We start from the raw sequence: 14,925 nt of genomic DNA, 5'->3' as shown, positions 1-14,925 counted from the left end.
TGTGTATGTAACGTAGCGTGCAAAAAGACAATAGCCTTCGGGTTAACACAGAGCCGAATTTTTATATTTTGTTTTTAATTTTCTCTTTTTAAAAGCCAAATTAAAAATTTGACGTACTTTCTAAATATACAAAACCCTTCGATTAAGCACTTATTAGCTATGTTTTATACACCGTGTTAGCTTTTCGTTATTTTTTATTAATATCCTCGAGGTAAATCTATTATTTCAAGAAATTTTAGAGCATTTTCTTCTACAAATGGTTTAGAGTTTTCTTTTGGCTTCCATCCATTCAGATTAAAGTACTTAATGAGTTCAGCTATTACCGCAGGGCGATTCAAATTAATAGCAATATGTTCTGTTTGTGGTTTTTTATCAGCTCTAGGTTTAAATAACCAAATAACTCCACTGTCTGGATATCCAACACACCATTTTTCTTTATCAATATTTGTTTTCAATATTAGATTATCTTCTTCTCTAAATGAAAGTTGAAGAGGCGAATTTTTATATTCTTCAAGATATATAGTTACTTTTTCTACACATTCAGAGTATTCAAATTTAGGTAAATGATAGTGTCCACGTCTCCATAAATAGGTATTATTATTGATTTTAATTTTCCTTAATTTATTTTTCATCGACCTTTTTCTTAATGAAAGCCAACGGTTAGGCTATGATTAGTACGGGAATAAATAAGCGATTAATTTCCGATTAAGCACTTAGCCAAAACTTTTTATTTTGTTTTAATTTTTCATTTTTAAAGCCAAATCAAAAGATTTGGCGGACTTTATAAAAATACACTGAACTTTGGATTAAACACAACCCCCCGTATTAATTATAGCCATTGTTGTGCGTTCGTTTTATTTTTCGTTCAGTTTGTTTATAGTTTCTAAAAGCCAATCTTCGTTAACTTTTTTTGATTTTTTATTATCCATTATTTTCTTTTCCAATAATGAAATAAAGTCCTTATCATTAAATAATTCAATAGATTCTAAAATCAACGAACCATCTTCGTCAATGTTTTCAAGTTCGGTTTTTAAAATGCTCTTTATTTTTCTGTCTTTTCTTTTTGCTAACCCTGAAATCGCTTCTAATCTTGTAATTTTGTCTTTGTCAGTAACTCTATTCCACAAAGCAATTCTGATTTCTTCAGTATCGTTTTCAAGTTGTGTTCCGATTCCAAAAGTTGCCCAGTTTCTGGTGTCAGAATCTCTGTCATTAGATAATTCAATTAAAGTTTTTATTGCATTCTCATTTTCCAAACAAGAAAGTGCAAGAGTTAATTCAAACCTAACATTTACAAACTTGTGAGTTTTGAATTCTATTAATTTTGAAATCTGTTTCTCATTTAAATTCTCATTATTATGACTTATTGAAGATAAAATTGCTGATATTACTTTTGGTGACTTCTCATTTTCTAATAATTTAAAATATAAATCAACTGTTTTTTCTTGTTGAAATCTTGGGTTAAAACCTAATTGAGCTAAAACATAAATCCCAATTATTTTCTCTTTTTCAATTTTAGAGTTTGCAAGTTTGAACGCTTTATTATAAACTTCTTTATTTGGTCGTTTTCTTAATTCACGAATATTTTCCCAAAAAGTCTTTTGCGTTTTATTATTCAGCAGTCGAGTGAATATTTTTTCAGATGTCCATTTTTTTCGACTCATTTTCTTTTTTCCAGCGTGTTCTTAAATGACGCACAACGGCCTCGTATAACCGTTAGTTACGGGTTAGTATGCGTTAATTTTCGGTTTGGTACAGGCTTTAGCAATTCCGAGTGGATTCGGACGTAGTCGAATCCGCCGTAATTGCGGTTATACATTGTTGTAAATAGTGCTTTTTTCAATTCAGTTCAAGTATTGGTTTGTCAATTCCTCTGCTGTAATAAACATATCTTTTAATATTCAAATCACTAAATATTCCATTTTTATGAATTTCATTTAGTAATTCAATTCCGACTTTGTCCAATTTCTCAGTATGTTCTCGGTGAGATTCAAGTTCTTTTAAACTCATTCCTGTATATGGATAATATTCTTCATACCATATTTTTAGTCTGTTTAGAAAACTAGTTGGGATTTTTGATTGCTCAATTTCAATCATATAATCTCCATTTTCAAGAATTAGAATTCCGTAACATTTTGCGAAAGGTTCAGCCGCTAAAGTCAGTTTAATTTCGTTTTCCATTTTTATTTTCGCGAATGGTTTTCAATTCAGATTAATATTCCATTTACTCCGCAATTTTGGCGCATTATTTACAACTAGTATATATCATTACCTATACGATAGTTCTATAGTTAGATTATTTTCTTCCAAATGTAATTTAATTTTTAAAAATTGTAGCTGTAATTCGTTGTAATTTAGATGTTTTGTGTGCCTTTAAGTTATCTTGCTATCGTATACAAACGACTTCAAATACTTATAAACGTTTGTAATTAGAATGAAAACTACCCATTCTAAAACATTCCACCTTACGGAAACCCGTAAACACGTTTAAAATGGTACTCTATATATTTTCGCGAACCTGCCTGCCGGAAGGTAGGAGCGGAAAAAAAGAAAAGAGAGCTAGAGAAAAGAATATAGAATATAGTTTTTTACGAACTCCATATGACCTGATAAGAGCTAAAGACTAAAAGCTGTCGACTATCGAATGATTAGAGATGAATGATTGGAGATGAACGATTGTTGATTGTTGATTTTTGAATTTTAAAGGGATCAACTTAAATCAGCTAAGTACAGGTAACTAATAGCTAAAGATCAATAGCTAACAACTACCGACTAAAAGTGATTGCTGATTTTTGAACGCCGACCGCCAAACCCTAAATATCGAATGATTTTTGAATTTTAAAGGGATCAACCGTACAGATTGTAAAGTCAAGAACTAATAGCTATCAACTACTGACTACCGACTAAAGACTGTATTTACCCTAATTTAGAAACATATTATAAACACAAAATAAATTTAAACTAGAGTTTGCACAATTTTTAGTATTTTGCAACTGTTTATATATGTAAACAAACTTCACTTAATTTTTTACAATTGATAGATCAATTAGAATACAATACAGAGAGAGATCACTTGATCATTCCAGAATATGGACGCCATATTCAGAAGATGGTAGACCAAGTGACAGAGATAGAAGACAGAGAAGAGCGCAATAATATGGCAAAAGCCATTATAGCTGTAATGGGTAATTTACAGCCGCATTTAAGAGATGTGCCAGATTTTCAGCATAAGCTTTGGGATCAGTTATTTATTATGTCAGACTTCCAACTAGATGTAGATTCTCCTTATGGAAAACCTTCTAGAGAAGAACTTGCAGAGCGCCCAGAGCCTTTAGGATATCCTCAAAACTTTCCCAAATACCGATTTTATGGTAATAATATCAAACGTATGATTGATGTTGCTATAGGGTGGGACAAAGGAGAAATGCGTGATGCGTTAGAGTATACCATCGCAAATCATATGAAGAAATGTTTCCTTAACTGGAATAAAGACACTGTAGAAGATGATGTGATTTTTGATCATCTTTTTGAGTTGAGTCAAGGAAATATTAACCTTCGTGAAAAGGATGAAACCTTACGTGAATCTGAAAAATTAATCAGAGCTACTAAAAAAGCAAAAGCGGCAGATCATCCAGTTAAAAAATCAAAAAATTACGGTCGTAAAAAACGATACTAACACTTTTCTTTATAGCATTACATGGGTACATTTCAAATAGAAGGAGGACATCAACTTAAAGGGGAAATCCAACCACAAGGAGCAAAAAACGAAGCATTACAAATCTTATGTGCGGTATTATTAACTCCCGAGAAAGTAACTATTACGAATATTCCTGATATCAGAGATGTCAATAAACTGATTCATATCTTAGGAAATTTAGGTGTAAAAATTCAAAAGTTAGGAAAAGGTTCTTATACCTTTAAAAGTGATGCACTTCAATTAGAATATTTAGAAAGTGAGCTTTTTAAAGAAGAGGGAAGTGGTTTACGTGGATCTATTATGATTGTAGGTCCTTTATTAGCTCGATTTGGGAAAGGATATATTCCACGTCCAGGAGGTGATAAGATAGGTCGCCGTAGATTAGACACCCACTTTGAAGGATTTATCAAATTAGGTGCCGATTTTAGATATAATAAAGAAGAGCGTTTTTATGGTGTAGAAGCACCTAACGGTCTTACAGGAACATACATGCTTCTGGATGAAGCATCCGTAACAGGAACAGCAAATATTGTGATGGCTGCTGTACTTGCCAAAGGAAAGACAACCATCTATAATGCCGCTTGTGAGCCGTATTTACAACAGCTTTGTAAAATGCTAAATAGCATGGGCGCAAAGATTACTGGAGTAGGTTCTAATATGCTTCATATAGAAGGTGTTGAATCATTAGGCGGTTGTGAGCACCGTATCTTACCAGATATGATTGAGATCGGTTCTTGGATTGGTCTCGCTGCGATGACACGTAGTGAAATCACCATCAAGAATGTAAGTTGGGACGATTTAGGAATTATCCCAAACACCTTTAGGAAACTAGGTATCACATTAGAGCGTAAAGGAGATGATATTTATATCCCTGCACATACAGATGGATACCAGATAGAAAGTTATATAGATGGCTCTTTTATGACCATTGCAGATGCTCCTTGGCCAGGATTTACACCTGACTTATTGAGTATCGTACTTGTGGTAGCAACGCAGGCTAGAGGAGAAGTAATGGTGCATCAAAAAATGTTTGAAAGCCGTTTGTTCTTTACAGATAAACTGATAGATATGGGTGCAAAAATTATCCTTTGTGATCCGCACCGAGCTACCATTATAGGACATGATTTTAAATCGATGTTAAAAGCAACAACGATGGTATCTCCAGATATACGTGCCGGTATTTCATTATTGATCGCAGCATTAAGCGCCAAAGGAACATCCATCATACACAATATCGAACAGATTGATCGTGGTTATGAAAATATAGACGAACGTCTTAGAGCTATCGGAGCAAAAATTATCAGAACAGCATAATTACGCTTTATCGCTTCACTTTCGCGAAAGCAAAACAATATAAAAAAGCACATACATTTTAATGTATTATATTGATCGAAGTTGGTATTTAACGTTAGTTTGATATAAGTTACTAGTTTTTTCTTTTTCTCCAGTATAACGAGGTGTTTCCGTTAAAAATTTTTGAAGTCTTGGAAACGACAAAACGTAAGTTTTGGGCGAGGAGAAGAGAAGAAAGAAATTCCTTGTGGTTTTTCGCTTTAAGCGAAAAAATACCTAAGAAATCGAAGATTCATGAGTTCAAATATTTAAAAATAGAAATCACACGAATAAAAAGCGTCTTTTCTTTTGGTTCTGTTTTCTTTGGACGAGCAAAGAAAATGAACAAATATGTTGATTATAAGCTAATTAGATGGGTTTTAGTAAAATCACCCTAAAAGAGTGACTAAATTATCTACACCGAGATCATTTTATTTAGTTACGCTTCCCATTCTGTATGAAAAATACCATCACGATCTAGTCGCTCGTATGTATGTGATCCAAAGAAGTCACGTTGTCCTTGTATGACATTAAGCGGTAGTCTAGAAGAGGTATATGCATCAAAATAAGTAAGAGAATTAGATAGACCAGGTAAAGGAATCCCATTGGTAGCGCCAAAAGCAACTAACTCTCTCGCCGAAGCTACGGTTCCTTTTATTTTTTCAATAAAAGAGGGGGACAACAGTAAATTAGGTACACTAGGATTTTCTTGAAAAGCCTCGGTGATATCTGCCAGTAATCTCGCTCTTATAATACACCCGGCACGCCATATTTTTGCAATTTCAGCAATATTAAGATCATACCCATATTCTTTGGACGCATCTGATAACTGATGTAACCCTTGTGCATAAGTTATAATAAATGAAAAATACAATGCCTCTTCTGTAAGTGTACTCAGTTTGTCTTTTGCAATCGTAGCAACTTCAGGTCGGTCATATACATCATCTGCTTGTATGCGTTCTTCTTTTAGCGCAGAGATTTCTCGCATACTCACTGCAATATCTATAGAAGGAACAGGAATTCCAAGATCCATGGCGTTTTGCGATGTCCACTTTCCAGTACCTTTTTGTTTTGCTTTATCTAGTATTTGATCTATAAGATCACCGTCGGTGAGCGTATCTTTTTTGGCGACTATTTTAGAGGTAATCTCCACTAAGAAAGATTGTAAACGTCCATCGTTCCAAGTTTTAAATGTATGGTGTATTTCTTCATTAGAAAATTTTCCAACTTTTTTTAGAACATCATACATCTCAGAAGTGAGTTGCATCAAACCATACTCAATACCATTATGTACCATTTTTACATAGTTTCCGGCAGATTTTGGTCCTAAATAAGCGACACAAGGTTCGCCTTCATATTTAGCAGCTACAGCTTCAAAAATAGGTTGTACAGCAGCATATCCCGCTTTAGACCCTCCGGGCATGATGCTAGGACCTTTGCGAGCTCCTTTTGCACCACCTGATACGCCTGCTCCAAAAAAGTGAATCCCCTTTTCAGCAAGATAGGCTTCTCTTCGATCGGTGTCTGTAAAAAAAGAGTTTCCGCCATCTATGATAATGTCTCCTTTGTCTAAGTGTGGTAATAGCGAATCTATTACAATATCTACGACTTTGCCAGCAGGAACAAGTAACATGATTTTGCGTGGAGATGATAACGCTTTCGCGAAAGCGGATACCTCCACCACCGCATTGACACGATCTGTATTGCCGCCTTCATCTATGAGTGCTTTTACTTTTTCTGTATCTAGGTCATTACCCATTGCAGTAAAACCATTATCTGCTACATTTAAAATAAAATTGCGTCCCATTACGCCTAAGCCTACTAGGCCAAAATCATATACGTTCTCCATAAATAATACATTATAAGGGGCTTATTGTTTACACCTACTTGTATGGCAAAAGTAACAGAAATAATCTATTTTTTTTGATAGATTACGAGGAAGTATATGAAGAAGCAGTTTATAATTTTTTATTTTTGTGATTAAATGAAAATTACTTCTTATGCCAAAAACTGAAAACCAATTATTAGTCATTTTTGGCGCGTCCGGCGATCTTACTGCTCGTAAACTTGTTCCAGCTCTCTATAAATTATATAAAGATGATCACCTGCCAGAACATTTTGTGGTGCTAGGTGTTGCTCGTAGCTTTATGACAGACGAACAGTTTAGAAACCGAGTAGCGTTAGAAAGTAAATACCTAGATGACAGTGAAGCATTTATTAAAGCGTTTTCAGAAAAGTTGTTTTATGAAGATTTACATAAAAAATATGATGTAAGTTATAGAGAACTTAATGAACGCATACAGAATCTCAACACAGTATATCAGTGTAATAATAACTTTATTTTTTACTTATCTACACCGCCTAGTCTTTTTGAAGCTATTGCAAAAAACCTAACAGCAGAAGGTCTTAATGATGAACGTTTAGGATGGAAACGATTAATTGTAGAAAAACCTTTTGGATATAGTCTTAAGACTGCAAAAGCGCTTAATGAAGGTTTACATAGGTATTTTAAAGAGTCTCAAATTTACAGAATAGATCATTATTTAGGGAAAGAAACTGTCCAGAATATATTAGTTACACGATTTGCAAATAGCGTTTTTGAACCGTTATGGAATCGTGATTATATAGATCATATAGAAATTACAAATGCAGAAAGTGGAGGCGTAGAGTCTCGTGGAGGTTATTATGATAAGAGTGGAGCGCTGCGTGATATGTTTCAAAGTCATTTATTACAACTAGTAGCCTTGATTGTGATGGAGCCGCCTTTAAGTGCAGATCCAGAAGAGATTCGTAATGAGAAGCTAAAAGCACTAAAATCTCTCCGTATGATGACAGATCCAGAAGTTTTGGAGAGAGATACGATACGAGGACAGTATTTGAGTTCTATGATTGATGGAGAGCGTGTGAATGGATACAGGGAAGAGATAGATGTAGATCCCGATAGTATTACAGAGACGTATGCAGCCGTAAAGTTTTTTGTAGATAACTGGCGTTGGGCAGATGTACCTTTTTATGTGCGAACAGCAAAACGCATGCCTACAAAGGTGACAGAAGTTGTGATACATTTTAAATCACCACACCATCAGATCTTTAAAAATTCTAATATAAATAAGGATAATAAACTTATCATAAGAATACAGCCAGATGAGGGTATTCTATTAAAGTTTGGAGTAAAAGTACCAGGACAAGGTTTCAAAGTAGAGCGTGGTAATCTAGATTTTTACTATTCTAGTTTAGGTGATTCACATATCATGGAAGCCTATGAACGCCTGTTACTTGACGCAATGCAAGGAGATGCTACGTTGTATGCTAGAGCAGATGAGGTAGAAGCAGCTTGGCGTTTTACAGATCCTATTCTTGATTTTTGGAAAAGCCCCAAAGCAAAGGTATATGGATATTCTGCAGGAGTTTGGGGACCAGAGCATGCAAATGAACTCATAGAAGGTACACACGAATGGAGAAATCCAGGGCGAAACCTAGCAGACGATCCTGGGTATTGTGTGATAGATTGTTAAGACATGATACATTTTAAGGAGTAATGTGACGTAGCAGTTTATGCGAAGCGAAGTCAAAGTGATAAAGCGTACCAACTAATTACATATAATGATGAATTTACATACATCAGACACAAAAAAAGGTGTCGCAGAAAAATTTATAACATTTCTAATCGATCTTTCAAAGACAAAGGATACGATCACCATTGCACTTTCCGGAGGAAGTACACCAAAGATTGTTTTTGATGAATTAGCAGAAAAATACCAAGATTTAGATTGGTCAAAGTTTCATTTCTATTGGGGAGATGAGCGCTGTGTACCACCCACAGATGGTGATAGCAATTATAAAATGACGGTAGATCATTTAGTATCTAAGATCAATATACCATCAGAAAATATACATAGAATTAAAGGCGAAAACTCTCCCAAGGAAGAGGCAGAACGCTATAGTCAAGTGCTCGAAACTCAATTGCCAATGCAAGAAGGTATGCCTCAATTTGACCTTGTCATACTAGGAATGGGAGATGATGGTCATACGGCATCTATATTTCCTCATGAGATTGAATTATGGAATTCTAATCATTGGTGTGAAGTAGCTACACATCCAGATTCTGGACAGAAACGTGTTAGTATTACGGGGGCTATTATTAATAATGCAAAAACGGTCGCTTTCCTAGTGACTGGGGATTCTAAGAAAGAAAAAGTGAAAACGATCTTTAATAATGAAGAAGGTTATTTACAATATCCAGCAAGTCTTGTAGCTCCTACATCTAAAGATTTACATTGGTTTTTAGATGAAAGTGCAGCAGCAGGAGTGGAGTAGTATGCAATTCGTTTCATCGATAAAAAATAGGTTTATATATAAGTACGCTTTCAAGGAACATTGTGACGCAGAAGTTTATGCAGAGCGAAGTCGAAGTACGAAATTGAACTTGCGAGACCTGTCTGCTGGTAGGTTCACGACCAGAGGGAGAGCAAAGCGATAATGCGTATAAAAGTACAACCGCTTTTAAAATAATTTATAGAATACAATCCTATGATCCTTGCTTTTGATACCCATTACTTTGATGATAAAGCAAAAACAGTCGCCATACAGTTTGAGCATTGGACAGATGAAGTTCCGAATATGGTATATTCAGAAACACTTACAAATATTCAACCGTATGAATCTGGATTGTTTTATAAACGAGAACTTCCTTGTATTTTAAGTCTTTTACAGCAAATTGATCTAGCAATCATAGATGTCATTGTTATAGACGGCTTTGTAGTTTTAGATGACGAAGGCGCTTTAGGGTTGGGTGGATATTTATATGAAGCTTTAGATCAGCAAATTCCTATCATCGGTGTCGCTAAGAATAACTTTGCAAAGATTGATACGTTAAAGATCCCTGTCCTTCGAGGGGATAGTAAAAAGCTATTGTATATTACTGCTAAAGGCATCTCTCTACAACAAGCAGCATCTCGTATTCAAGAAATGCATGGCGAGTATCGTTTTCCTACCTTATTGAAAGAAGTTGATCGGTTAGGGAGGGAGTAAACAATAATGAGAAGCATATCATATACTTCTCATTATCCATATTTATTTTAGAAATTGATTAGCCCATTAAGACTTCTAAAGGATCCATTAGGTTACTTATAAGACTATCGCCATCAGTACATGTTTGTCCCTCACAACAGTTTGGATTGGATTCATTACTTCCATCACAAGTACTTGATACAACACAGAATACCGTACAGTCTTCTAAATTACAAGTATCCGTAATTACTTCACAATCTCCTTCATCTCCAGAAGTGTCACATTGGTTTTCATAATTTCCTCCAAATATATTATTGTTAAAATTACAAGAAGGACCACTAAATGAAAGACCTTTTGCATTTTGAATCAGGTAAATAGTATTTTTCTCACCTTTTTTTGTTAGATAATTAAGTGCAACTACCTTTTTAATTTTCATTCCTTTTGCATTCAGTCTTTTCTTAGATAAATACTTTTGATAATCTTTTAGAGCAACTGCTTTTACTTGATTTAGTTTTGCATAATCAGAAAGAATAAAACTCAATGTTTTATTGACAGCTTGTGATTTGTTTTTTTGCGCATTTCCTACAAGGGTAAATGAAAGAAATAATACAATGGTTAATGTGATGGTTTTCATACGAATTAAATTTATGTTGGTTATCTATCAATAGTCATTCTATTGAATATGTCAAAACTACATTGATTTCTAGAAGCTAAAGACAGCTAAAAGCCCCCTTTTTTCTATATGAATTCATTGATTTTTTAGGTGTTAGTGTGTGAAATGTTTATTGATTTGGAAATGAAAAGTGATATGATATTCTAAGCGGAGAGAATCTCTTTTTACCTATTTTTGCATCCTTAAAATAAGTACATGATCGCAGTAGATAATTTAGCCGTAGAATTTAGTGGAGATACCTTATTTAGCAATGTATCCTTTTCTATTAATGAGCAAGATAAGATTGCCCTGATGGGAAAAAATGGTGCAGGAAAGTCTACCATGATGAAAATCATTGCTGGTGTTCAAAAAGCTACTCGCGGAAATGTACGTAGGCCTAAAGATGCTATTATAGCATATTTGCCACAACATTTATTGACCGATGATGATTGTACCGTCATGGAAGAAGCATCCAAAGCCTTTGCACATGTATTTGAGATGCGTGATGAGATGGATAGGTTAAATAAAGAACTAGAAACACGTACTGATTATGAATCGGATGCGTATATGAATATCATTACCCAAGTGTCTGATATTGGAGAGAAGTTTTATGCGATAGAAGATACCAATTATGAAGAAGAGGTAGAAAAGGCACTTAGAGGATTAGGGTTTAAAAGAAGTGATTTTAATAGACCTACCAGTGAATTTAGTGGGGGGTGGCGTATGCGTATCGAACTAGCTAAAATCTTACTTCAAAAACCAGATCTTATTCTGCTAGATGAACCTACCAATCATGTAGATATCGAATCTGTTATTTGGCTGGAAGATTTCTTGTTAAACAAAGCAAAAGCGGTGATTGTGATTTCTCACGATAAAGCCTTTATCGATAACATTACCAATCGTACCATTGAAGTAACAATGGGACGTATTTATGATTATAAAGCTAATTATTCTCATTATTTAGAATTACGAGCAGATCGTCGTACACATCAAATAAAAGCCTATCAAGAACAGCAAAAATTTATTGCAGATAATAGAGCGTTTATAGAACGTTTTAAAGGAACGTATTCTAAAACAAACCAAGTGTCCTCTCGTGAGCGCATGCTTGAAAAATTAGAAATTATAGAGATCGATGAAATAGATACTTCTTCTTTAAAACTTCGATTCCCACCAGCGATGCGTTCTGGAGATTACCCTGTAAAGGTGGAAGATTTAACAAAGGTATATGATGATCATATAGTGTTTAAAAATGCTAATATGTCTATCGCTCGCGGCGAAAAAGTATCCTTTGTGGGACGTAATGGAGAAGGGAAGTCTACAATGATTAAATCAATACTAGGAGAGATTGATTATGAAGGTTCTTGTGAGTTAGGTCATAATGTGAAAGTAGGATATTTTGCACAAAATCAAGCAGCATTATTAGATCCAGACTTAACCATCTTTCAAACGGTAGATGAGGTTGCAAAAGGAGATGTACGTACACAAATTAAAAATATCTTAGGACGTTTTATGTTTGCTGGAGATGACATTGATAAAAAAGTAAGTGTATTGTCTGGTGGTGAGAAGACACGTCTTGCCATGGTAAAACTCCTATTAGAACCTGTAAATCTTTTGATTTTAGATGAGCCCACAAACCATTTAGATATAAAGTCTAAAGATGTTCTCAAAGAAGCATTGCAAAACTTTGATGGCACCTTAATTTTGGTATCTCACGATCGAGATTTCTTACGTGGACTTTCTAAAAAAGTATTTGAATTTAAAGAGAAACGAGTGATTGAACATTTTGAAACTATCGATGATTTCTTACAACGTAATCGTATAGAGAATCTGAAAGATATTGATTTGAAGGCTAACTAATGCTATCTTTTTTGAAAAATCAAACTTGTTTGAAGTTCTATAATCTTAAAATATATTTCCTAGCTGTATTACTGAATATACTTCCTTTTATATTCTTATCTAAAAACTGTTCTGGGGAAGCATGTATGGTTATTATTGTAGGGCTTTTTTATGCAATTTTATGGGGAGTGTCTTATGTCCCTTTTCTGTTTATAGCTATTAAAAAATGGAAACTTACTATTCAGACCGAAAGAGTTTTGTTTTTTCTTCCCACAGGTATAGCGATATCCATTACCTCCTTTTTAAGAATTGGTTTTCCTGAAATTAGTTATCCAGAAGTAAATTCACAAATAGTAGCATTCATTTTTATACCTAACTGTATCTTGCAAGTGATACTTTATATGCTATACTTGAAAAGTAGTACATCCTAATTATTAAAACAGAGCCCTTCTTTTTTTAGTCAGTGAGGTCATAGTATTTCTTAATAGTTCTACAGTTTATTATGTAATTTAAATAGTGTAGTGTATTGAATAATAGTATTTTGTGGGTTTATGTATTTGTGTGTTAGGTTGTAAAACGGTGTCTATTCATATTTCAATGAGAATTTAGTAACTTACCTGATCTAAAACCAACCTATGAAGAAACTATTACTCTCGCTCTATAGCATACTCTGTTGCTATAGTATATACGCACAGTCTTATTTTGAAAATCAATCTTCTGCATTAGGAGCTGATATTCAATTTGAAGGATACATTTTAGGCGCTGGTATTTCTTTTTATGATTATAATGGCGATGGTCTCGATGATATTACATTGGCAGCAGCAGCAGATGGGGATCATATATTTCTAAGAAATGAAGGTGGCTATTTTGTAGTAGATGATTTAACAATTACTAATGGAGGCGAACAAGCCAAACAAGTAATTTGGATAGATTATGATAATGATGGCGATGCCGATTTCTTTTCAGCAAGTGATCAAAGTAAATGCCGTTTATATCGTAATGATGGAAATGGAGTATATGTTGATATAAGTGAAGAAAGTGGTATTCCTGCAGAGGTTTTTGATTTTTTTGGAGCTTCCTGGGGGGATTATAATAATGATGGCTTCTTGGATGTCTTTTTAAGTGTACGTGATCCTAATCAAATAGATTTTAATTTTTTATACAAAAATAATGGAGATGGTACCTTTACAAATGTAACAGAAGAAGCAGGACTGGATCTTACAGGTTTCTTATCTTTTTGTAGTGCTTTCTTTGATTTTGATAAAGATGGGTATCAAGATATTTATATTGCTAACGATAAGTTTTTTACTCCTAACTTATTATATCGAAATAATGGAGATGGTACTTTTGAAAGTGTAGGAGAAGCGACAGGAACAGATCTTTATATGGGCGCTATGTCTACTACGATAGATGATTATAATAACGATGGATGGCTAGATATTTATGTAACTAATTTTTATCCGCCAGATCTTGAAGATGGAGTTGTTGGAAATGCCTTTTTGCGCAATAATGGTGATGGTACGTTTACCAATGTAGCCGAAGAAAATGGAACTCGGTTTGATAGTATAGGTTGGGGAGCTGTGTTTCTAGATGCAGACAATGATACAGATCATGATTTATATGTAAGTGGAAATATAAGCGATCAGAGTGAGTTTTTGGAAGCTGCTTTTTATGAAAATCAAGGTGATGGCACTTTTTTAATTCCTGAAACAGCTGGTTTTGATGGAGATAACGGAAGTAGTTATTCCAATGCATTAGGAGATATAGATAATGATGGTTATCCAGAAATTATTGTGATGAATAATGGGTTTGAAGAAATTTATGTTTGGAAAAATGAAACCCCTCAAGATAATAATTGGTTAAAAGTAAAATTAGAAGGGACAGAGAGTAATCGTATGGGAATTGGTTCTTGGATTCGCATTGGTGTTAACGGTGAAGAACAATATCATTATACACTTTGTGGAGAAGGATATTTAGGACAAAATAGTGCTTATGAATTTTTCGGACTTGGTGACGCGACGTCTGTAGATTTTGTAGAGGTTACTTGGTTAAGTGGTCAGGTAGATTATCATGAAAATATAGATGCTAATCTCTCTATTACTATTGTAGAAGGAGAAGAAGTACTTAGTATAGAGGAAACGACAGATATCGCTGCTTTTAGTTTGTATCCAAACCCTGTAAACAATGATGGAGTATTCTTTTTAAATAGTAAAAATGCGATAGAAGGAACACTTACATTATATAGTACAACAGGGGAAGAGGTGTTGCGTACTTCTATGAACGGAACTACAAAAGAATTAAACGTAGAAGGACTTTCTTCAGGATTTTATATTCTTAAAGTAGAAACTCAAAACAATATTGAATCTCTAAAAGTGATTATTAAATAAGAAATAGTTAT

Annotated in this window: 12 protein-coding genes; 7 read left to right on the top strand and 5 right to left on the bottom strand. The window is 34.1% G+C overall.

All coding sequences use genetic code 11. The annotated features are described in order from the left end of the window. Positions 1 to 197: 197 nt before the first annotated feature. The 3 genes from Q1A01_RS11660 to Q1A01_RS11650 form a co-directional block, all read right to left on the bottom strand. Positions 198 to 632 carry a hypothetical protein gene (locus Q1A01_RS11660; protein ID WP_299680677.1) on the bottom strand — a complete coding sequence of 145 codons (435 nt, stop codon included), beginning with the start codon at positions 630 to 632 and terminating at the stop codon, positions 198 to 200. A 222-nt stretch (positions 633 to 854) separates the two neighbouring features. Continuing rightward, positions 855 to 1,664 (bottom strand): hypothetical protein, encoded by an 810-nt coding sequence (locus tag Q1A01_RS11655; protein ID WP_299680675.1) that lies wholly within the window; start codon positions 1,662 to 1,664, stop codon positions 855 to 857. Between the two features lie 175 nt (positions 1,665 to 1,839). Further along, positions 1,840 to 2,181, bottom strand: a complete 342-nt coding sequence (locus Q1A01_RS11650) for a hypothetical protein (protein ID WP_299680673.1) — start codon at positions 2,179 to 2,181, stop codon at positions 1,840 to 1,842. Between the two features lie 853 nt (positions 2,182 to 3,034). Here Q1A01_RS11650 and Q1A01_RS11645 point away from each other — a divergent pair. Together Q1A01_RS11645 and murA are read left to right on the top strand one after the other, a co-directional pair. Further along, a complete protein-coding gene (locus tag Q1A01_RS11645; RefSeq protein ID WP_299680671.1) occupies positions 3,035 to 3,676 on the top strand; it encodes a DUF4290 domain-containing protein in 642 nt (213 codons plus the stop codon). A gap of 21 nt (positions 3,677 to 3,697) precedes the next feature. After that, positions 3,698 to 5,011 carry a UDP-N-acetylglucosamine 1-carboxyvinyltransferase gene (gene murA / locus Q1A01_RS11640; protein WP_299680668.1) on the top strand — a complete coding sequence of 438 codons (1,314 nt, stop codon included), beginning with the start codon at positions 3,698 to 3,700 and terminating at the stop codon, positions 5,009 to 5,011. 457 nt (positions 5,012 to 5,468) lie between these two features. Here the strand turns inward: murA and gndA are convergent, their stop codons facing one another. Continuing rightward, complete coding sequence (gene gndA / locus Q1A01_RS11635; RefSeq protein WP_299680665.1) at positions 5,469 to 6,878, bottom strand: NADP-dependent phosphogluconate dehydrogenase; 1,410 nt, start codon at positions 6,876 to 6,878, stop codon at positions 5,469 to 5,471. 151 nt (positions 6,879 to 7,029) lie between these two features. Between gndA and zwf the strand changes: the two genes are divergently transcribed. From zwf to Q1A01_RS11620, 3 genes are all read left to right on the top strand, one after another. After that, positions 7,030 to 8,544, top strand: a complete 1,515-nt coding sequence (zwf, locus tag Q1A01_RS11630) for a glucose-6-phosphate dehydrogenase (protein ID WP_299680662.1) — start codon at positions 7,030 to 7,032, stop codon at positions 8,542 to 8,544. Positions 8,545 to 8,632: 88 nt separating this feature from the next. After that, positions 8,633 to 9,346 carry a 6-phosphogluconolactonase gene (gene pgl, locus Q1A01_RS11625; RefSeq protein WP_366520095.1) on the top strand — a complete coding sequence of 238 codons (714 nt, stop codon included), beginning with the start codon at positions 8,633 to 8,635 and terminating at the stop codon, positions 9,344 to 9,346. Positions 9,347 to 9,559: 213 nt separating this feature from the next. Next, complete coding sequence (locus Q1A01_RS11620; protein WP_299680659.1) at positions 9,560 to 10,060, top strand: endonuclease V; 501 nt, start codon at positions 9,560 to 9,562, stop codon at positions 10,058 to 10,060. 58 nt (positions 10,061 to 10,118) lie between these two features. Here the strand turns inward: Q1A01_RS11620 and Q1A01_RS11615 are convergent, their stop codons facing one another. Continuing rightward, on the bottom strand, positions 10,119 to 10,673 hold the full coding sequence (locus Q1A01_RS11615; protein WP_299680656.1) for a hypothetical protein: 555 nt from the start codon (positions 10,671 to 10,673) through the stop codon (positions 10,119 to 10,121). Positions 10,674 to 10,907: 234 nt separating this feature from the next. Here Q1A01_RS11615 and Q1A01_RS11610 point away from each other — a divergent pair, with 234 nt between their 5' ends. Further along, positions 10,908 to 12,548, top strand: coding sequence for an ABC-F family ATP-binding cassette domain-containing protein (locus Q1A01_RS11610; RefSeq protein WP_299680653.1), 1,641 nt, complete (start codon positions 10,908 to 10,910; stop codon positions 12,546 to 12,548). A gap of 614 nt (positions 12,549 to 13,162) precedes the next feature. Continuing rightward, on the top strand, positions 13,163 to 14,914 hold the full coding sequence (locus Q1A01_RS11605; protein WP_299680650.1) for an FG-GAP-like repeat-containing protein: 1,752 nt from the start codon (positions 13,163 to 13,165) through the stop codon (positions 14,912 to 14,914). The last annotated feature ends 11 nt before the right edge of the window (positions 14,915 to 14,925 follow it).

Source organism: uncultured Dokdonia sp., from assembly GCF_947492815.1.
Taxonomy (GTDB): domain Bacteria; phylum Bacteroidota; class Bacteroidia; order Flavobacteriales; family Flavobacteriaceae; genus Dokdonia.
This window is presented reverse-complemented; position numbering and strand designations above follow the sequence as displayed.